Origin of the sequence: Campylobacter concisus (assembly GCF_015229955.1) — a bacterium.
GTDB lineage: Bacteria > Campylobacterota > Campylobacteria > Campylobacterales > Campylobacteraceae > Campylobacter_A > Campylobacter_A concisus_AT.
In genome coordinates, this window is sequence record NZ_JAAKYZ010000002.1 from 23485 (window position 1) to 43211 (window position 19727).

Here is a 19727-nt window from a genome sequence, read left to right on the forward strand (position 1 = left end):
TTAAAATGAATTTATCTCTAAACTCTTTATCTCATTGTCTAAATTTACGCCATTTAAGACGCCTTTATCTATAAAAATTCTTTTTATCTCATTGCTAAAAAGAGCCTTTTGCCCTTTTAGCTTAAGATCTTTGTCAAATTTATAGACTACTCCATCCCCATCACCTATAAAAATTTCATCCTCCATACACGCAAGAGCTGAAATTTTAGATTTCAAAACTTGCTTTTTGATTCCACTTTTAAAATCTAAAATTTCTCCATCTCTAAAGCCAAGCAAAATATCATTCCCTTTAAATTTACAGGCGCTAAGCGGAGCAAAACCGACACGCTTTTTCTCTTTTAAATTAAGCTCTTTATCAAGCAAAAATGCTTTGCCATTAAAGCTCGTAAAAAATAGTTCATCATCAATTGGCAAAAGGCTTGAAATTTTATAAACATCTTTATAATTTTTAGTTAAAAGTTTATTTAGTTTTTTATCAAAAACGCCTATGCTGACTTCATTTGCCATATCGCAAGCTACGTAAATTTTATTTTTAATTGCCACAATTTGTGAGATTTTACAGCCAACATTTGGCATAGCAAATAAGAAATTTTTCTCATTTGTTACCTCAATAATCTCATTATTTAAATTTGCGATATAAAAGGATTCTCCATCATTTCCGCACTCTTGATTTTTATAAATCGTCTCTTTTAGATCCAAATTTTTAATCTGCCCATCTTTTATAAAGACGATGCTTTGGTTGCTTTCATTAATAAAGCAGCCTAATTGCTGGGCAAAAGCTGTTATCAAAAACAAACTTATACAAAGCAGAATTCTCATAACCCAAAGCACTTTCATCATAAATTTAATAAGTAAAAAAACTATACATACTTAACTCTTAAAAGCAAATTAGCGATTAATTTATTTTTTTAAGCTTTTAAAGAAAAATATCAGTAAATTTTTTTAAATTTTATTATTTACATTATATAGACATTATGATTTAATCAATACTAATATAGTTTTAATAAAATTTATTATTTATTGAATCGCTTATTTTTAGTACTAATTTGCACAAAAATTTAAATTTGAATTATTTCTTAAGAAAATTATTTAAATTAGATAATTATATTAAGTAATGAGAAATCTTTAGTATTTAAGTAAAAAGCTAAATTTTATGTGTTTGATATATTTTTAGCTTAAAGACATTGGTAATTTAAATTTGTTTAAATAGGCTATAATCCGCCAAAAAGGAGAGATAATGCTAACGCATTTAGATGAGAAAGATCGTCCAAAAATGGTCGATGTGAGCCCAAAAGATCCAACAAAAAGAGTAGCAACTGCTAGCGGGATCATCAAGATGAGCAAAGAGGCCTTTAGAGCGATAAAAGAAAATACCGGCAAAAAAGGCCCGGTCATCCAAACGGCTGTCGTTGCTGCGATAATGGGAGCAAAAAAGACAAGCGAACTAATCCCGATGTGCCATCCACTAGCTATTTTAGGTGTGGATTGTGATATTGAGGAGCTACCTGAAATTTGTGCTTTTAAGCTTTATGTTAGCGTAAAAATAGAGGGTAAAACAGGCGTTGAGATGGAAGCATTAACTGGCGTTAGCGTGGGGCTTTTAACCATTTATGATATGGTAAAAGCTATAGATAAAAGCATGGAAATAAGTAATATCGTGTTAGAGAGTAAAACAGGAGGAAAAAGTGGCGAGTATATGCGACCTAAATAACAAAAAAGCAAAAATTGATTACCCAACGCATTGGGAATACAAAATAATATTTGATGCAGATGTCAATGTAGAAGAAAAGGTAAAAGAGATAGTAAAAGATAGAGAATTTAAACTAGTCTTTTCAAAATTTAGCAAAGATAAAAAGTACGCAAGCTATGACTTAGCTGTGCTAGTTTTGAGCGAAGAAGAGAGGCTAGAGATATTTTCAGCACTAAAACACGAAGCAAAATACGTTTTATAAGGTAAAAGACATGAACAATTTAGAACAAAATTTACATGATTATAAAAACAGCGATGGCTTATTAATAAGCATAAAAGCTCTTTGCAATAACTTTTTTCAAGATGCTGCAAACAAAGATATAAATGCTTTGCCAGAAATTTTAAAGGCTAAAATGAATGAGCTTTATGACAAAATGAACAAAGAAGATCTCATAAACGCAAAAAATCTAAAAAGTGCCATGGAGGGAATAAATCAGGCCATTGTCGGCACTGAAGAAAAGGCACTTTACGAGCTACTTGATAAAAAAGATGAGCTAAACCGTGCAATAGAAGCAAAACGTGAAGAGATAAAAAATAGGCTCAAAATTTCATTTGAAGCAGCTGAAGAAGTCGTAAAAGATAGAAATTTTAGTGAAAAAGAGGAAATTTTAGAGCTTTTAAATAATGCGATCATTAGAGAAACAAGGCTTCTTGGTATCTTAAAAGAGAGCGCTCAAATCGCATTTTTGACAACTCTTGAAGGCGCAAAAGATGTCGAGGAAACAGCTGGTGCGATAGCTAAAAATATGACCTATGTTGCGATAATTGGAGGAGAGTTTAGCAAAGAGCGGATACTTGAAATTTCAAAAAACATCATCATAGCAGCGGCAAATTTAGCAGATGAGGGTCATATCTTTGCAAAAGAGTTGATAAGTGGAGCGATAAGTGGCACAAGAGATGGCATTTTAAGAGCCATAGAAAAGCTCAAAGATGAGGCGAAATTTGCTCCAGATGAGCTCAGGCTAAACTCGCAACTACTAAACTTAAAAAATATTGATGAAGAATTTATAGCCTTGCTTAGGGAACTTGAAAAGGAATTTGAAGGTGTAGCAAGAAATGAAATCGAAAATGTGATAAATAGCGAGCTAGATACAAATCTAGCAAAATTTAAACGCATTAGCGATCAAGCAAGAGAGCAGATCATTTCAAGGATAGAAGAGTTAAAGTCAAACGGCATGGCAAAGCTTATGAGTGAGGCAAATAATAAATTTGAAGCCCTAAAACAAGAGCTAAATGACAAGAGTAAAAAGCTAAAGCTAAATTTTGATACAAACGATAAAATTGAAGAGATCAAACAAGAGATCGCTAATCTTGAGAAAAAAGCCAATGAAAAATTTGAAGACATCAAACAAATTGACATCAAATCAGAAGCTAAGAAATTTGGAGATAGGGCTTACCAAGCTGCAAAAGATCTGTTAAATGTTATTAAAAAAGATAAAAAAGAGGATTAAATTACCAAGCCTATCTTGAAATTTTTCCTGAAAGATACTCGCACTACATATTCTTGCCAAGTGTGAAAATTTTTTCACACTTGGCTTTTGCTTTTTAAAGCTTTAAAATCATAAAAATAGATAAAGCAAAAATGCTCCCAAAATCAAGCGGTAGATGACAAAAGGAAGCATCCTAATCCTTGAGATAATCCCCATAAATAGCTTAACGCAGAGATAAGCACTAACTGCACTTATGATGACTCCAAGGGCGATATCGCTCCAAGGAAGCGCATTTGGGTCTTTTATGAGCTTGATGCTCTCAAGTCCACCGGCTAGGATGATGACTGGGATCGACATCAAAAATGAGAAATTTGCACTACCCTTGTGGCTAAATCCTAAAAAAAGTGCTGCTGTCATCGTTATGCCTGATCTTGAGACGCCAGGGATGAGCGCCACAGCTTGAGCAAGGCCGATAATAAGTGCAAATTTTATGGTCATTTCATATTCGCTTTTATTTGTCGAGCGAAGATCTGCAAAGTAAAGCGCTATGCCAAAGACGATCGTAGTAATAGCGATCACAACGCCACTTCTTGCGTATTCTTCGATAATGTTGTTAAATAAAAGTCCAAAGATCCCAACTGGAATGGTAGCAAATCCCACGCACCAGACAAGCAAGCTATCGCCTACCATCTTTCGTTGTGCGATCGAGGCAAAAAAGTCGCGAAGTAGCTTAAAAATCGTATCTTTAAAATAAAAAAGTATCGCACTTAGCGTACCAACGTGCACTGCCACGTCAAAGGCAAGCCCTTGATCTGGCCAGCCAAGTAGCTTTGGCACCAAGATAAGATGAGCCGAGCTAGATATCGGCAAAAATTCGCTTATACCTTGCACCAAGGCCAAAACGATAACGTGAGAAATTTCCATAAAATGCCTTTTTTGATTTTATATTGCAGTTGGGGATTTTACTCCCCAAGATTAAATTTATATAAGTTCGCTAGCAAAATTTGCAAGTTTTTGCGGAGTAAATCCAAAGTGATCAAATAGCTCGTTAGCCTTTCCGCTAGCGCCAAAGCTATTCATGCCATAAACTGCATCGGCAAATTTATACCACTCAAAGCCAGTTGCAGCTTCAACTGCGATGATCGTCGTGTTTTTGTCTAAAATTTTAGCCACGTATTCATCTGGCTGCTCGCAAAGTAGGTCAAAACAAGGAGCTGACACGATGTTTGCGCCAATACCTTGTTGACTAAGAATTTCAACTGCTTTTACACAGAGTGAGACCTCGCTACCGCTTGCTATAAATGTTATCTTCGCATCTTTTGACGAGCTTAAAAGATATGCGCCGTTGCTAACCTCGCCAAATTCGCCTTTTGCAAGTGGATCAAGCCCTTGACGGCTAAGCACAAAGGCGCTTGGAGCGTTTAAATTTAGAGCCGCTTGCCAGCTAGCTGCGTTTTCGTTACCGTCAGCTGGACGGAAAGTGTAGAAATTTGGCATCGCTCTAAATGTGCTAAGCTGTTCGATAGGCTGATGTGTCGGACCATCTTCGCCAACGCCGATGCTATCATGCGTGAAGACAAAAAAGTGTTTGATTCCCATTAGCGCTGCTATCCTTGCACTTGGCTTTAGATAGTCGCTAAAGATGAAAAATGTCGCTGAAAAAGGCAAGAAAAGGCCGTATCTAGCGATGCCGTTGTTAATAGCCGCCATAGCGTGCTCTCTGATGCCGTAGTGGATATTTTTACCGTTTGGAAAGTCGCCCATGCCCTTTAGCTCGGTCTTATTTGACGGAGCAAGATCTGCACTACCGCCGATAAAGCCAGGGAGTTTTTTAGCTATCTCATTTAAAATGACGTGGTTTGTATCCCTTGTGGCTAGCTTTTTGTCGCTAAAGTCTGGAAATTCGATCTTACTAAAGTCTGGATTAAGAAGTGAGTTTAGTAAATTTTTACCTTCAATGCTTAGTGCCTCAACCTTTTTGTTCCACATCGCTTCTTCAAGATCGCCCCTTTCAACTACGCCTCTAAACCTTAAAAGCACGTCCTCGTCAATGGCAAATTTCTTCTCAGGATCAAAACCAGCTGCGGCCTTTGCCTTTTTGATGATCTCTTCGCCAAGTGGTGCGCCGTGGCTGTGGTGACTTCCTTCAAGCTCCATTGCACCACGTGCTATACGTGTGTTTGCGATGATGAGATATGGTGACTCTTTCTCGTTTGCCTGCTCTAGTGCAAATTCGATCTGATCGTAGTCGTGTCCATCGATACGCGCGACTTCCCAGCCCTGCGCCTCAAACCTCGCTTTGACATCCTCGCTAAATGCAATTGCTGTGTCGCCCTCGATCGTGATGTTATTTGAGTCGTAAATGAGCACAAGGTTATCTAGTCTTAAATTTCCGGCTACCGAACATACCTCGTAGCTTATGCCCTCTTCTAGATCGCCATCGCCACAAAGACAGTAAATTTTATGATCGATTATTTTATTATCTGGCTCGTTTAACACGTTTGCAGCGTATTTTTCTGCCATGGCTAGACCAACTGCGTTTGCTACGCCTTGACCAAGCGGGCCAGTAGCAACCTCAACGCCTGGAGTGTGAATTTCTGGGTGTCCTGGAGTATTTGAGCCAAGTTGGCGAAAATTTTTAAGATCATCTAGGCTTAGATCGTAGCCACTTAGGTGCAAAAAGCTATAAACCAGACTTGATGCGTGACCACCGCTAAAAACTAGCCTATCTCTGTTTAGCCATTTTGGATTTTTTGGATTGTGTTTTAAAAAGTTGCTTAAAACCACCATAATATCAGCTAAACCCATAGGTGCACCTGGGTGTCCGCTGTTAGCGTTTTGCACCATGTCAGCGCACAAAAATCTTATAGTATCGGCTTGTTTTTTTAGCATATGATCTCCTTTTATTGCGCTAGATTATACAAAAAAGTGATTAAAACTTGCCTTGCGTTTTTGCCCAAAATGTCTAAAAAGTGATATAAATTTACGAAATTTACGCACTTATCTTAAATGCTTGTCTGTAAGCTCTAAGATCATTTTTGCGATGTTTGCATCTATCTGTTTTAGTGCCTCTTCTATCTCGCAAATAAGCTCATCTTTTTTCTTTTTTGCACCAGATAGACCAAGTAAATTTGTAAATGAGTTTTTAGCTAGGTCGTTATGCACGGGCTTTCCAGCGGCCGCTTCGTCGCTTGTAAGATCGATGATGTCGTCTTGTATCTGAAAAGCAAGACCAAGTTTTAGGCCGATATCATAAATTTTCTCGCACTCTGTTTCGCTTAAATTTACTATCACAGCGCCCATTTTTAGGCTAGCGGCGATGAGCTTTGCGGTTTTGTGGATATGTAAAAAGACTAACTCATCAAGGCTTAGCATCTTGCTAGAGAGTCCAAATTTAGCCTTTGCTCTTTTGATGTCCTCTTTGTTTGTATTTTCAAAAAAACAATCCAGTGCCTGACCTAGCACCATACCGCTAACGCCAGCATTTTCGCTTAAAATTTCTACGCATTTTATACGTGTTTCAGCTGGCAAATTGGCACGTGAAATTTCATAAAAAGCATGCGTATTTAGCGCATCTCCTGCAAGTATAGCAGTTGTCTCGTCGTAGGTTACGTGAAGCGTTGGTGTGCCACGTCTTAGGCTTGCATCGTCCATTGATGGCAAGTCATCATGAATGAGCGAATAAGTGTGCATCATCTCAAGCCCCAAAGCCACTCTCATGGCCTTTTGCGTGAGGCTTTTATCTACGTTTTCCACCACACCAAGAAGCAAAAGCGCCCTAAAGTGCTTGCCTCCAGCCTTTAGCATAACGCCAAGCGCCTCCTCGTAGTAAGGATGAAAGCTAGGCGCCTTTGGCAAATTTGCGTTTAGAAATTTTACAAAGTCCTCAAGTAGGCTCATTTTGGTACTCTTGCAAAAAACTGAAAGTCATTTCTGGTAAATAGAAGCGTAAAATTTTTTAATTCGCCAAGCTTCTCTAAAAGCTCTTCACGACTACTCACGCTCTGTTTATCAAAACCCAAAATTTTATCACCGATCTTGATGCCAAAAATTTCTGCATTCGACTTTGGCTCGACCTTGGTAACGACTAAATTTTTATCCACCGTGATACCATAATCCACCAAAATCTTATCATCAAGCATTGTTTGTGGCTCTTTTGGCATGATGTTGAAATTTGGTATGTCAAGGCTTGAAGGGGCGTCTACATCAAGGCTTTGGCTAAATTTCACATCCCCACTTACTGGCACCTGAAAGAGCATTTCTTGCTTATCGCGCTTCACGATGATGTCAAGCTTTGCGCCCTTTGGAGCAAAAAGCACCATCTCATTTAGCTCTCTTAGGCTCTTTGGCTTGATACCATTTACACTCACTAGCTCGTCATCAACCATCATCATCTTGCCACGGCCCAAAGGGTCAACAAGACCCACAAAAAATTTATCCTCTTTTTGTAAAAATTTCACGCCGATATCACCGTAATAGACGTCATCATAAGATACAAAGTGCTTTAGATAGCGATTTGGTATAAATTTATCAGCTCCAACAGCTATGCCTATCATTTTGCAACAAGGTGTGTTTATCTCGCCAGTCGCGTTATACTCGAAGCTTAGCGTATCAAAGTCGCCTAAATTTTGCCCCAAAGACTTGATGTGACCCATGACGGTGTTGTTTGCATCATTTAAGATGCCAACCCAAGTGCTCTTTTTGATGCGCTCCTCGTTGGTCTCATCAGCCATCACGACAGGGCTTAGCTCCTTGCTAGAGCGGACTAAGAAAAGCTGCAAATATGGGTCAAATTTGACATATTCGCCAAGCGGGGCTCCGTCACTTTTTGGCACTGCGATCAAATTTTTAGTGATAGCCACGCCAAAGTGTTTATTTACCGAGACGATTGAGTTTTTGTTCTTTTCAAAGCAGGCGTTAAAGTCCTCTTGCGTAGGCCTAGGATCGGCGTTTAGGCAAAGCGCTGATAGCAAAAATGCAAGGGCAAATTTATATTTTAGTCTCATTTTATCCCCATCGAAGCAAGGCCGCCAAGCATCCTTGAAGCGGTGTTTTTCTTATCGGCCTCAACTGATTTTAGCACGTCATTTACGGTGCTTATTAGCAAAATTTGCATACTCTCTTTATCTTCAAGCAAGCTATCATCTATGCTGATATCAAGTATCTCGCCGCTACCGTTTGCCCTTACGCTAACTAGTCCGCCGCCGCTTTTTGCGCCAAATTCTTTATTTTTACTCTCTTCTTCTATCTGCTTGGCTTGCTTTTGCACGTCCTCGAGCATCTGCCCCATCTTTGAAAAGTCAAATCCCTCAAACATCGCCTACTCCTTTATGATCTCGTTTTTGTTATTTACATGTACGATGGTTGGCTTAAATTTCTTAGCCTTTTTAAATTTCATGCTAGCATACGCCACGATGATGACCACGTCTCCTACGCAGACTTTTCTAGCAGCCGCGCCGTTTAGGCAAATTTCGCCTTTTTTGCCCTTTATCACGTAGGTAGCGAATCTCTCGCCATTATTAACGTCTAAAATTTCAACCTTTTGATTTTCTATCAAATTTGCAGCTTTTATAAGCTCCTCGCCTATGCTTATTGAGCCAACATAGTTTAAATTTGCGTCTGTTACGACGGCTCTGTGGATCTTACTAGCTAAAATTTCTATATTCATTTTTACCTCTTTAAAAGCTCTTTTACTACTTCTTTATCGCTAAATGGGTGCTTGACGCCCTTTATCTCTTGATATGGCTCGTCGCCTTTGCCAAGTATGACAAGCGCCCAGCCAGGCTCAAGCTTGCTGATAGCCAGTGCGATCGCCTCTTTGCGGTTGGCGTTTCGTATCAAATTTTCATTTTGACTCATACCAGCGCAAATTTCATCAATTATGCTCTCTGGCTCTTCGCTTCTTGGATTGTCGCTTGTGACGATACAAATTCTTGCGTATTTTTGGGCAATCGCTCCCATTTTTGGGCGCTTTGTCCTATCTCTATCGCCGCCTGCACCAAAGACTGCGATCAAATTTAGATGTCTAAGCGAGTTTAGCACCTTTTCGATACCATCTGGCGTATGAGCAAAATCCACGATGACTAGCGGATCGGTGCTAACCACTTCCATTCTGCCACTAACCCCTTTAAATTTGCTTATCGCCTTTGAAAGCGCGGTCGCGTCTGGACGCTCTAGCAAGCAAACAGCGCCAAGAGCGGCGATTAGGTTATAAAGATTAAACTCACCTTGAAGGCTTGAGTCTATCTCCACATCGCCATTTGGCGTCTTGATAACCGCGTCTATGCCGCCCTTTAACCCATAAACCACTGGTGCAAAGCTGGCTGGCTTTTTGAGCGAATACGTATAAGCGTTTTTTGGATTAAATTTAATGCCATTATCATCAGCATTTATAAGCTTCATGCAATCATCGTCAAAAAAGCTCGACTTTACCCTAGCGTACTCCTCCATGCTCTTGTGGTAGTCGAGATGATCTTGCGTTAAATTTGTAAAAATTTTTAGAGCAAATTTTAAGCTCTCTATGCGTTTTTGAGCGATCGCGTGCGAGCTAACCTCCATCACGAAGTACTCACAGCCCTGCTCGCTGGCTACTTTGAGGTATGAGAGCGTCTTTAAAATGGCACTTGTCGTAAGTGCCTTATCATCTATCTGCTCACCCTCTATAAATGCTCCTCTCGTGCCACTTAGTCCGCATTTTTTGCCTAAATTTCGTAAAATTTCATAGATAGCCGCAGCCGTTGTAGTCTTGCCATTTGTGCCTGTGATGCCAACTATCTTTAAGTTTTCATCGATTTTTAAAAGTTTCTTGCACTCTTCAAGGCTAATTATCTTTGCACCATTTTTTACCGCTGCCTCTGCAAATTTTGCGTTTGCGGTAGTTTGCACGAAAAATGAGCCATTTTCGCACTCGTTTGAGTCATCTGTTATGAAGCTATTTTCTACTGATATTTTCATCGTTTTGTCTTTTTTGTATCTCTTTAAAAAGCTGATCTATGCGCTCATCACCGCCAAACATCACCGCCGCACTCTCAAGATAGTTTATACTCATTTCTATGAAGTCATTTTTTATCAAATTTCCCAAAAATTCTAAAAAATCATCTTTGTTTGAGATCATGACCTTGGTTGAGAACATGATATTTTCAAAGACCTTTTTGAAGCTTCCGTCCTTATAAACAGCCTTTTTAAAGTCCTCGTAGCTGATCGCGTCTTGCTCTTCAAAATACTCATCGCTAGCCAATCTTGATTCTAAAATTTTTAAAATTTCATCCATTCCTTCATCATCTTCGCCAGCTCTTAGTTTATCCATAAAATAGTCAAATAAAAGTTTTGCTTCCTCTACATTTTTCTCGCCAAGGGAGCAAATTTGTATCAAAAATAGTAAATTTTTATCCTGTGTCTTTTCGTAAGCTAGAGAGAAGTAAAAGATCGCTTCTTTAAATTTTGAGCGTTTAAAGTGTTTAATGCCTATTTTTTTATAATCTATCAATGTCAAATTCCTCGCCAATCGGGATATTTACGACCTCAAGCTCTGGGTGAATATCCATACGAAGTTGTCTTTCGAGTCCATATTTTAGTGTAGTTGTGCTAGCTGCACATCCATGACAATGCCCTGTAAGTCTTACATAAATTTTGCCATTTTTTATGCCAAGTAGTTCCATGCCACCGCCATCATTTTCAAGCATCGGTAATACCTTTTGCAAACTCGCACTGACTGGTTTTAAAAGTTCTTCATCGCTAAATGGGATCATATCTTTTCCTATTAAATTTTTGGGCTATTATAGCAAAATAAAAATGCAAAAAATAATGGCTATATTTTTGCTTAGTGCTAATTTTGCTTTGTAATTTAAACCTTTTTGACACACCTAGTCAGTTTTGATTATTAAATATTTGAGCTAAAATTTAGTAAATTTTTGATTATTAGTTTTAGGGCAAAAGGGCAAATTTTGCCCTTTTGTTTAATCTATTAGAAGCGATTTTATATCTACTTTTTGCTCGATCATCTTGCTCTCAAGCATAAATTCTTGCGTAGCTTCAAGTGCTTTTATATCTTCAGGTGTGATCTTTGGACTAAAGTCATACTGCGGATACATACTCTTTACCGCCTCTATGCTAAGCCCGGTCTCTTCAGCTGTAAATTTTAATGCCTCTTCCTCATTTGCTTTCATAAAAGCCAAAATTTCATCTTGAGCCTTTTTAAATTTTTCAACTAGATCTTTATGCTTTTTGTAAAATTCTCCGCTTGTGGCAGTAACGATGACTGGAGTGATGACGCCCTTGCCTGTTGTTACGACACTAAGTCCTGATTTTTTAGCATTATAAGCAGCTGGTCCAGCAAGAAGTGCTGCATCAACGCTACCATTTTCAAGTGCAGCTTGTGCAGCTGGGATGCCCATAGAAACGAACTCTACGTCATTTATGCTTAGACCGCCAAGAGCAAGATACCTAACCAAAAGCTCATTTAATATCGTGCCTTTTGGGCCTGCTATTTTTTTACCTTTTAAGTCTTTAGCGGTTTTTATGCCTTTATCTTTAGCAAATATCGCAAAAGCTTCAGGTGCTCTTGAATAGGCACTTATGATCTTTATGTCAGCTTTATTTGCTGCGGCAAGTATGACTGAAGTTCCGCCAACACAATTTAAAAACTGGAGCGAATTTGAAGCGAGTGCTTGCGTTTGTTTCGCACCTGAGGTGATCTCGGAGTACTCGACTGGCATGCCAAAAGATTTAGCATAAAAGCCTTTAAATTTATCGACGATTGAGGGGACGTTTAGCGGCGATTTGACATAGGTCATACCGATCTTATCTAGCTCACTTGCGTTTGCGACTAGACAAAGCAAAGAGGCTGCACACAAAATCTTAAAAAACTTTCTCATATTTGCTCCTTTAAAAATTTTTCCAAATTATATAACTTTTTGCCTCGTTTTGGTTTTAATTATCATTTTATAAAACGCTAAATTTCACTTAAAATTTTACGCTTTAAATTTATTAATTCATTGCAAAGCAAATCTCTTGGCTTAGCTATATTTGACAGGTCATAGTTTGATTTCATCCCACCTTTTTCAAGCAAAATTATCTTATCTGCTAAATATAGGGCTTCATCGACATTATGAGTGACAAAAATGATGGTTTTACCAGCTTGAAGCTTTAAAATTTCAGCCTGCATGCTGGCTCTCGTAAAAGCATCAAGTGCCGCAAATGGCTCATCCATAAGGATCAAATTTGCTTCGTATGCAAGTACTCTTGCAAGAGAAACGCGCGAGCTCATACCGCCAGATAGCTGCGAAACAGCGGCGAATTTAAACTCACTAAGCCCTATCATTGATATGAGTCTATCTATCTTTACCTCGTCTATCTCATGCTTTTTAAGCGCAAATACGATATTTTCATAGACATTTAAAAAAGGCATTAGTCTAGGCTCTTGAAAGACAAAGCCGATCCTTGCTTGCTCTTTAAAATTTATCTCACCTAGACTTACGCCCTCAAGTCCAGCAATAAGCCTTAAAAGAGTCGTTTTACCGCAACCACTTCTGCCAAGTATAACGGTGATCTTATCTTTTTTTATGCTTAAATTTAGCTCTTTTAAAACGTCGATACGCTTGTCATGGATAAAAAAATACTTTGATAAATTTAAAATTTCTATCATTTTTCACTTCGCAAAAGGCTAAATTTAGATATCAAAAATAAAAATATCCTATCTATGAGTACGCCGCAAATGCCGATCGTAAATATGCCAACAAATATCCTATCTGCACGTGAAAGCTCCTCAGCGTCAAGTATGAGATAGCCTAGCCCGCTAGAAGCTGCGATCATCTCCGCCCCCACAATCGCTCGCATAGCGTAGCCAAAACCTATGCGCATACCTACAAAAATATCTTTTATGGCATTTTTTAGGATGATTTTGTAAAAAATTTCAAATTTACTAAAACAAAAAATTTTACCAACTTCAATAAGCTTCACATCGCAGCTAGTTAGCCCTTTTGAAATGCTTAAAAACATTGGAAAAAACGATGCTAAGATGATAATAATAATTTTTGGAGTTTCGTTTATACCAAACCAAAGTACCAAAATAGCAATAAGGCTAAGTGGCGGAACATTTCTAAAAAACTCTAGTATCCACTCGTAATAAATACTAGCTTTTGGAAATAGCGCCGCAACTCCGCCAAAAATAAATGCCAAAACAAAAGCCAAAATATAACCAACAAATATACGCTTAAAGCTAATCATCACATGCGTTATTAGCTCGCCGCTTAAGCTCATGTCAAACATCGTTTTAAGTGTCGTAATAGGACTTGGCAAGATATAGGGCGTGAAAATTTCTAGCTCGCAAACGACCTGCCAGAGAGCAAAGATCACTAGGATCAAAATGCTCTTTTTAAAAATTTCTATCACAGCCCATCTCCATTGTGACAGCCATTTTCACAGTATAAAAGCTCGATGATCTGATAGTTTTTAAGCTCGCTAAATTTATATGAAAATGCGTTTTGTATCTTTTCTTTACTGCATAAGCTTAGTGTTTTTATGCCTAAATTTTCAAAAAATCCAGGCGGGATCGGACTTGATTCTATTTTGTTTATTTGTAAATTTATATCGTTTAGCTCTTTAAAATTTTTCCATGTTAAAAATGTAGTTCGCTCTAATTTTAAAGAATTTCCAAGCTCAGCCAAGTCCTCACAAGGCGTTGTTATATAAAGCCACTCATCTTCTTTTAGCTTCGAGCTAAGCTCGATGGCGCTTTCTATTAAAATGGGATTTAAGTTTGAAATATTATTTGAAAATTCTTTGAAATTTGATCTTACAAAATTTACAGCTCTTGGACAGCGACTATCTAAAACTATGCCTTTAGAGCATAAATTTTTATATGAATTTTTGACATCACGAACATGATCTTTTTCGCATTCTACTATGTTAAAGCCCTTATTTTGCAAGAGCTCTTTTAACGCAGAGAAGTCATACATATTTTTTACAACCGGATTTAGCCAAAGTAGCTTTCTCAAGAGTTCTCCGTAATTTTAATAATAGAAATCAAGATTCTATCATTTAAAAATTTAAACCAAGTAAAAAGAGCCTCTTATGACTAAAATCATAAGAGATAGGCGGTACAAAAAGCTAAACTTAGCCTACACTTTTATATCTAATTTCTGTTTTTGCTCCACTTTTTCCATTAGTTTTAGTATATCAACTCCGTTTTTCTCAAGCTGTATTAGCTCCTTAAGATAGGCAAATTTCTCATCTTTATTGATGTCGTAAGTGGCTAGTTTCTCGCTTCGTCCGATCACTGAAGCATAGACTTTGTTGCCATCAAGTTTGTCCGTATTTTGCACATTATAAAGCGAGAGCACGCCCTCTACCACCTCTTTAAAATCCGCCCCACTCTTCATGCCAGCTTTCATAAGCGTAAGAAATCTCTGTCTACTCTCTTCGTCAGTGAAATTTATATTTTGTAGCGTCTGGTACTCGATTGGTGGCTTATTAGTGCTTGTTAGCATAGAGATAGCCTTTTTGCCTATCGTAATACTCTCCACGCCGACTCTTTCGCCAAGATACTGCCTAAGCGCATAATCAATCCACTTATCTTTAAACTCATCTATGCTTAGATCCTTATCGAGTATCTCAAACCCTTCCACGTGGCTCTTGTGACCAAGCCCAAGAAGTGTGTTATTAAGTTTTGATGTATACTCTTTTGCAAAGAGATCGACATCTGTTGGATAATATCCTATGATCTCTTCGTGAGCTCTGCCAAAGCCAAGTGCTTTGGTCTGGTTGATAAAATTTTTGAGATCATTTATCTCATCTTGGCTGACTTGTTTGTCATATCCCATGAGCTTGCCCCAGATGCTTATCTTGCCATTAGCAGCTATGCCCGAGAGCGAGAAATTGCTAGCAAATGTTAGATTCTCGCTATTTTTTTGAAATTTTGTCGTATTTGTTTCATTTAAGTTTATTGCCTTACCTCTAGTATCGGTATGACTTTTTTGCTCATCAACCAAACTGCTAGATAAATCATTTAAAGAATTTTTGTCTATATTGGATTTAGTATTTTTAGTATCAAGCTCTTGCGCTCTACTACTTTGCGAGCTAACATAAAAATTTGTGCCAACTCCATTTACACTACCTATCATCTCAAATCCTTTGAAATTTATAAGATATTTGAAACAAATATCGTCTTTATAAAATAAAATTTTAGCATAGAGTTCAAAGGTAAAAATTTAAATATGATTTTATGTTAAAAGATTTACAACTTTTAACTATGAAATTTTATGTTTTTTGGTTAATAAATTTGATAGACAATTAAAGAATTTTATAGCTTGAGAAAGCTTTTGAAAGAAAGATTTTATTTTAAAAGTGGGGGTTTTATATAAAAAATAAAAAAGAGAGCCGAAGCTCTCTAAATAATTATTCAGCTACTAGCTCTATATAAGCCATCTCTGCCGCGTCGCCTCTGCGAACACGAGTCTTGATAATTCTTGTATAGCCGCCATTGCGCTCTTTAAATTTTGGAGCTACTTCAGTAACTAATTTATTTGTTGTTTCTTTATCTTGTAAAGAAGCAAATACTGCTCTGTGAGCATTAGAATCACCTTTTCTAGCTCTTGTGATTAGCTTTTCAACATAGCTTCTAAGCTCTTTTGCTTTTGGTAAAGTCGTCTCTATCTTTTCGCTTTTGATGATAGCTATCGCCAAATTTTTAAGCAATGCAGATCTATGAGATGACGTTCTACCAAGTTTGCGATATCCGTGTTTATGTCTCATCTATTGTCCTTTTATTCTTTTACACTAATTTGTGCTTTGAGCTCGGTTATTTTCTTTCTTAGTTGCTCTTTGCCATCTTTTAACACATCGGCACCAACTGGATAGCCTATCTCTTCCATAACCGCTTTAATCTCTTCAAGAGATTTTTTACCTAAATTTTTAAGCTCTTTAAGCTCGTTTTCGTCCATTAATGCAAGCTCGCCGATAAATCTAATATCAGCTTTATCAAGGCAGTTGAAGCTTCTAGCACTTAAATTTAGATCTTCCACGCTAGAAAGCAACTTTGAAAACTCGCCGCCTGCACTTGAACTAGCAACTGGAGTACTAACATCAATATCCAAAATTCCTTTAAATACTGACATTTGTTGATACATAGCTTCTAAACAATTTTTAAAAGCCTCTATTGGGCTAACTTGACCATCAGTTGTTATAGTAAATATGATCTTTTCATAGTCTGGATCATCCTCAACCAAGACATTTTGTATATCGTAAACTGCTTTTTTAACAGGTGTAAAAAAAGCATCAAGTGCGATATAGTCATCTTCGGTCTCTTCTCTGATCTCTTCACTAGGCACATATCCGATACCTTTTTGAATGATAACTGAAAAATTTAACTCAGCATCTTCATTTATTGTAGCAAGGTATGCGTCTGGGTTAACGATCTCAACTAGATCATTATTTAGATCAGCCCCAGTTATCTCTTTTGGTCCTTTAAAGCTATACTCTATAACTTCGCGCTCACTGGTGCTTTTTAATTTAAATCTGATCTTTTTCAAATTTATAATAAAAAAAGCTACGTCTTCTAGCATACCACGCATACTGTCAAATTCGTGGCTAACGCCTTTTATCTTTACACCAATAGGAGCAAAACCTACCGTACTTGTGTAAAGAAGACGACGCAATGGGTGAGCCAAAGTAACAGCATAACCTGCTTCAAAAGGGTACGCTGTAATGTTAGCAACATTTTCGCTAATACTTTTAACTTCAATTTCAGTTGGCATATAAGCTGATGTAGTAATCTTTCTCATCTTTATACCCTCTATTATTTTGAATAAAGCTCTACTATAAATCTTTCCTCAACAGGAATGATAACCTCTTCTCTTTCTGGATTTCTAGTGAAAATTCCAAATTTTTTCTCTTTTTCAACATCTACCCAAGCAACAATACCAGTTTGCGCTGTAAGATCTATTGCACGAACAATTTGTGGATTGTTCTTAGATTTTTCAACAATCTCTACTTTTGCACCAGGTTCAACTCTGTAAGATGGTATATCTACTCTTTTACCATTTACTAAAATATGTCCATGAGTTACTAGCTGACGAGCAAAACGACGAGTTGTTGCAAAGCCCATTCTATAAACAACATTATCTAATCTTTGCTCTAATAGTTGAACCAAAAGAGCACCGGTATTACCTTCGCGGCGTGCTGCTTCTTGAAATAATCTTCTAAATTGTTTCTCAGAAACACCATACATAAATTTAGCTTTTTGCTTCTCGCGAAGTTGTAAGCCATATTCGCTTATTTTTGCTCTTCTTTGTCCATGTTGTCCTGGCGCATAAGGTCTTTTTTCAAAAGCACTTTTACCAGCAAGTCTTCTTTCGCCTTTTAACGCAAGAGACACACCAAGACGTCTTTCTAATTTTTCAACAGGTCCTGTATATCTAGCCATAATAATTTCTCCTATTTTTCTCTAATTATACGCGGCGGCGTTTTGGCGGTCTACAACCATTGTGTGGTAAAGGTGTAATGTCTTTAAAGAAAGATACCTTAATTCCTTCAACAGTTCCTACACTTTTAACAGCTGTTTCACGTCCGCTACCTGGACCTTGAACCTTAATACCAACTTCTTTTATACCATGCTCTTTTGCTTTATTTAGAGCATCTTCAACTGCCTGCTGAGCTGCATAAGGAGTTGATTTTTTACTACCTTTAAAGCCTAAGCCGCCTGCACTACTCCATGCAATAGCATTTCCCATTTCATCAGTTACAGTTACCATAGTGTTGTTAAATGTTGCACTGATATAAACGATACCTTTGGCTATGCTTTTTCTAACTACTTTTTTCTTAACAATTTTTCTTTTCGCCATTTATTATCCTTTAACCCTTGCCTTACTTAGTAGCTGCACCGACAGTTTTACGTCTGCCTTTTCTGGTTCTAGCATTAGTTTTAGTCTTTTGACCACGAACAGGAAGACCTTTTCTGTGGCGAAGACCTCTATAACTTCCAAGATCCATAAGAGCTTTGATATCCATAGCAACTTGTTTTCTCAAATCACCCTCAACGATATGATGCTCTTGAATTTCTTTACGGATGGCTGCCGCTTCGTCTTCACTAAGCTCATAAACTCTCTTGTCGTAAGAAATTCCAGCTGCGTCAAGAATTTGACGAGATTTATAAAGACCTATACCATAGATATAAGTCAAACCATACTCTATTCTCTTTTTGTTTGGTAAATCTACACCTGCAATACGTGCCATGCCTTATCCTTGTCTTTGTTTATGTTTTGGATTTTCGCAGATAACACGAATTATGCCACTACGTTTGACAATTTTACATTTGTCACACATCTTCTTTACAGAAGGACGAACTTTCATTTTAGTCTCCTAAAAATTTATTCCACTTTTTTAGGGGCTGCATCAGGTCTAAAGAAAGAATTTAGACCAACTATTTTCAAAATAAGTGGGGAATTTTGAAAATAATTCTTCATACAGCTTTTCGCAAAGCTTGGATTTTATCCAAAACCAGCTTTAAATTTACTTAGCATATTTGCCAAAAGGCTAAATTTACTTATATCTATAAGTGATCCTGCCCTTATCTAGGCTATATGGCGTAAGTTCTACTTTTACCCGGTCGCCAGGCATTATCTTTATATAATGCATTCTCATTTTTCCGGCGATATGACATAAAATTATATGTTTGTTGTCAAGCTCAACTTTAAAAGTTGCATTTGGTAGTGCTTCAACAACATTTCCATCAATCTCAATGACATCGTCTTTTGCCACAAACTCTCCTTTCTTTAAATTTTTGCTATAAATTTTATACTTGGCTTAAAATTTCAGCTTTGCCATTAACTATCGCCATACAATGCTCATAGTGGCTAGTTCTCAAACCATCTTTTGAGGTTACTTTCCAGTTATCACTTCCTAAAACTGGTGTGCCGTCTTTTTGGCAGATCATCGGCTCTATACAAAATACCATTCCCTCTTTTATCTTTGGTCCAGCTTTTGGGTTGTTTCCATCAAGGTAGTTTGGAATTTCTGGCTCTTCGTGTGGCCTTTTTCCTATACCGTGACCACAATATCCACGTAAAGGTACATAGCCTCTGCCTAGTATAAATTTCTCAAGCTCGTAGCAAATTTCTTTAAAATGCATACCAGCTCTTATGAAATCAATAGCAAAATATAGTGCATCTTTTGAGCAAGCAATCAAAGCCTCGTCTTCTTTTGAAATTTTACCAACTCCAAATGTCCTAGCCGAATCACCAAAATAACCATCTAAATTTGAGCCGATATCAACGCTAACGATATCACCCTCTTTTAGTTTGTATTCATTTGGGATTCCGTGGATCACCACTTCATTGACGCTTATGCAAGCTGCATTTGGAAAGCCATAAAGACCTTTAAAAGCAGGTTTTGCCCCAGCAGCCCTTATCATATCTTCACAAATTTTATCTATCTCAAGAAGGGAAATTCCAGGCTTTATAATCATAGAAATGTGATCAAGAGTTCGAGCGACGATCTTGTTCGCCGCTCTCATTTTCTCTATCTCAGCTGGTCTTTTAAGCGTGATAGCCATT

Annotated in this window: 26 protein-coding genes; 3 read left to right on the top strand and 23 right to left on the bottom strand. The window is 37.6% G+C overall.

Annotation, left to right across the window (positions count from 1 at the left end):
* Entirely contained in the window at window positions 1-819 is an 819-nt protein-coding gene (locus G6W45_RS04345) for a hypothetical protein (RefSeq protein WP_194167664.1), read from the bottom strand.
* Between the two features lie 415 nt (window positions 820-1234).
* Here G6W45_RS04345 and moaC point away from each other — a divergent pair, with 415 nt between their 5' ends.
* From moaC to G6W45_RS04360, 3 genes are read left to right on the top strand one after another with little or no spacing between them, the layout of a single operon-like run.
* Complete coding sequence (gene moaC / locus G6W45_RS04350) at window positions 1235-1711, top strand: cyclic pyranopterin monophosphate synthase MoaC (protein WP_194167795.1); 477 nt, start codon at window positions 1235-1237, stop codon at window positions 1709-1711.
* Window positions 1686-1952, top strand: a complete 267-nt coding sequence (locus G6W45_RS04355; protein WP_021091143.1) for an HP0495 family protein — start codon at window positions 1686-1688, stop codon at window positions 1950-1952. Before moaC ends, G6W45_RS04355 begins: the two co-directional genes overlap by 26 nt.
* A gap of 10 nt (window positions 1953-1962) precedes the next feature.
* Window positions 1963-3201: a hypothetical protein gene (locus tag G6W45_RS04360; protein WP_194167665.1), complete on the top strand. Its 1239-nt coding sequence runs from the start codon at window positions 1963-1965 to the stop codon at window positions 3199-3201.
* 108 nt (window positions 3202-3309) lie between these two features.
* Here the strand turns inward: G6W45_RS04360 and G6W45_RS04365 are convergent, their stop codons facing one another.
* From G6W45_RS04365 to map, 22 genes are all read right to left on the bottom strand, one after another.
* Window positions 3310-4104, bottom strand: coding sequence for an undecaprenyl-diphosphate phosphatase (locus G6W45_RS04365; RefSeq protein ID WP_087577491.1), 795 nt, complete (start codon window positions 4102-4104; stop codon window positions 3310-3312).
* A gap of 57 nt (window positions 4105-4161) precedes the next feature.
* Window positions 4162-6072 carry a transketolase gene (tkt, locus tag G6W45_RS04370; RefSeq protein ID WP_194167666.1) on the bottom strand — a complete coding sequence of 637 codons (1911 nt, stop codon included), beginning with the start codon at window positions 6070-6072 and terminating at the stop codon, window positions 4162-4164.
* Between the two features lie 108 nt (window positions 6073-6180).
* Entirely contained in the window at window positions 6181-7080 is a 900-nt protein-coding gene (locus G6W45_RS04375) for a polyprenyl synthetase family protein (RefSeq protein WP_194167667.1), read from the bottom strand.
* Window positions 7077-8186 (bottom strand): DUF7488 domain-containing protein, encoded by a 1110-nt coding sequence (locus tag G6W45_RS04380; protein ID WP_194167668.1) that lies wholly within the window; start codon window positions 8184-8186, stop codon window positions 7077-7079. Before G6W45_RS04380 ends, G6W45_RS04375 begins: the two co-directional genes overlap by 4 nt.
* Window positions 8183-8497: a YbaB/EbfC family nucleoid-associated protein gene (locus G6W45_RS04385; RefSeq protein ID WP_194167669.1), complete on the bottom strand. Its 315-nt coding sequence runs from the start codon at window positions 8495-8497 to the stop codon at window positions 8183-8185. Before G6W45_RS04385 ends, G6W45_RS04380 begins: the two co-directional genes overlap by 4 nt.
* A gap of 3 nt (window positions 8498-8500) precedes the next feature.
* Window positions 8501-8848 carry an aspartate 1-decarboxylase gene (panD, locus tag G6W45_RS04390; RefSeq protein WP_002941539.1) on the bottom strand — a complete coding sequence of 116 codons (348 nt, stop codon included), beginning with the start codon at window positions 8846-8848 and terminating at the stop codon, window positions 8501-8503.
* Window positions 8849-8850: 2 nt separating this feature from the next.
* The gene (locus G6W45_RS04395) at window positions 8851-10134 is read right to left on the bottom strand and encodes a UDP-N-acetylmuramoyl-L-alanyl-D-glutamate--2,6-diaminopimelate ligase (protein ID WP_194167670.1); all 1284 of its coding nucleotides are present in this window, start codon (window positions 10132-10134) and stop codon (window positions 8851-8853) included.
* Window positions 10112-10666: a histidine kinase gene (locus G6W45_RS04400; RefSeq protein WP_194167671.1), complete on the bottom strand. Its 555-nt coding sequence runs from the start codon at window positions 10664-10666 to the stop codon at window positions 10112-10114. The genes G6W45_RS04395 and G6W45_RS04400 overlap by 23 nt, the downstream gene beginning before the upstream one ends.
* Window positions 10653-10928, bottom strand: coding sequence for a NifU family protein (locus G6W45_RS04405; protein ID WP_021091089.1), 276 nt, complete (start codon window positions 10926-10928; stop codon window positions 10653-10655). Before G6W45_RS04405 ends, G6W45_RS04400 begins: the two co-directional genes overlap by 14 nt.
* 207 nt (window positions 10929-11135) lie before the next feature.
* Window positions 11136-12053, bottom strand: a complete 918-nt coding sequence (locus G6W45_RS04410) for an NrtA/SsuA/CpmA family ABC transporter substrate-binding protein (protein ID WP_148821544.1) — start codon at window positions 12051-12053, stop codon at window positions 11136-11138.
* A 77-nt stretch (window positions 12054-12130) separates the two neighbouring features.
* A complete protein-coding gene (locus G6W45_RS04415; RefSeq protein WP_194167672.1) occupies window positions 12131-12823 on the bottom strand; it encodes an ABC transporter ATP-binding protein in 693 nt (230 codons plus the stop codon).
* Window positions 12820-13569, bottom strand: coding sequence for an ABC transporter permease (locus G6W45_RS04420; RefSeq protein ID WP_087578013.1), 750 nt, complete (start codon window positions 13567-13569; stop codon window positions 12820-12822). Before G6W45_RS04420 ends, G6W45_RS04415 begins: the two co-directional genes overlap by 4 nt.
* Window positions 13566-14174, bottom strand: coding sequence for a hypothetical protein (locus G6W45_RS04425; protein ID WP_194167673.1), 609 nt, complete (start codon window positions 14172-14174; stop codon window positions 13566-13568). The genes G6W45_RS04420 and G6W45_RS04425 overlap by 4 nt, the downstream gene beginning before the upstream one ends.
* A gap of 123 nt (window positions 14175-14297) precedes the next feature.
* Window positions 14298-15299, bottom strand: a complete 1002-nt coding sequence (locus G6W45_RS04430; protein WP_194167674.1) for a Cj0814-related protein — start codon at window positions 15297-15299, stop codon at window positions 14298-14300.
* Window positions 15300-15573: 274 nt separating this feature from the next.
* A complete protein-coding gene (gene rplQ / locus G6W45_RS04435) occupies window positions 15574-15930 on the bottom strand; it encodes a 50S ribosomal protein L17 (protein WP_002941584.1) in 357 nt (118 codons plus the stop codon).
* A gap of 11 nt (window positions 15931-15941) precedes the next feature.
* Entirely contained in the window at window positions 15942-16958 is a 1017-nt protein-coding gene (locus G6W45_RS04440; RefSeq protein ID WP_194167675.1) for a DNA-directed RNA polymerase subunit alpha, read from the bottom strand.
* A gap of 14 nt (window positions 16959-16972) precedes the next feature.
* Window positions 16973-17599: a 30S ribosomal protein S4 gene (rpsD, locus tag G6W45_RS04445; protein ID WP_054197275.1), complete on the bottom strand. Its 627-nt coding sequence runs from the start codon at window positions 17597-17599 to the stop codon at window positions 16973-16975.
* Between the two features lie 25 nt (window positions 17600-17624).
* Window positions 17625-18017 (bottom strand): 30S ribosomal protein S11, encoded by a 393-nt coding sequence (rpsK, locus tag G6W45_RS04450; RefSeq protein WP_021091081.1) that lies wholly within the window; start codon window positions 18015-18017, stop codon window positions 17625-17627.
* Between the two features lie 22 nt (window positions 18018-18039).
* Complete coding sequence (rpsM, locus tag G6W45_RS04455; RefSeq protein ID WP_002941610.1) at window positions 18040-18408, bottom strand: 30S ribosomal protein S13; 369 nt, start codon at window positions 18406-18408, stop codon at window positions 18040-18042.
* A gap of 3 nt (window positions 18409-18411) precedes the next feature.
* Window positions 18412-18525, bottom strand: coding sequence for a 50S ribosomal protein L36 (gene rpmJ, locus G6W45_RS04460; RefSeq protein ID WP_002941545.1), 114 nt, complete (start codon window positions 18523-18525; stop codon window positions 18412-18414).
* Between the two features lie 189 nt (window positions 18526-18714).
* Window positions 18715-18933 (bottom strand): translation initiation factor IF-1, encoded by a 219-nt coding sequence (infA, locus tag G6W45_RS04465; protein ID WP_002848031.1) that lies wholly within the window; start codon window positions 18931-18933, stop codon window positions 18715-18717.
* A gap of 34 nt (window positions 18934-18967) precedes the next feature.
* Window positions 18968-19726: a type I methionyl aminopeptidase gene (gene map / locus G6W45_RS04470; protein WP_194167676.1), complete on the bottom strand. Its 759-nt coding sequence runs from the start codon at window positions 19724-19726 to the stop codon at window positions 18968-18970.
* Window position 19727 lies beyond the last annotated feature (1 nt).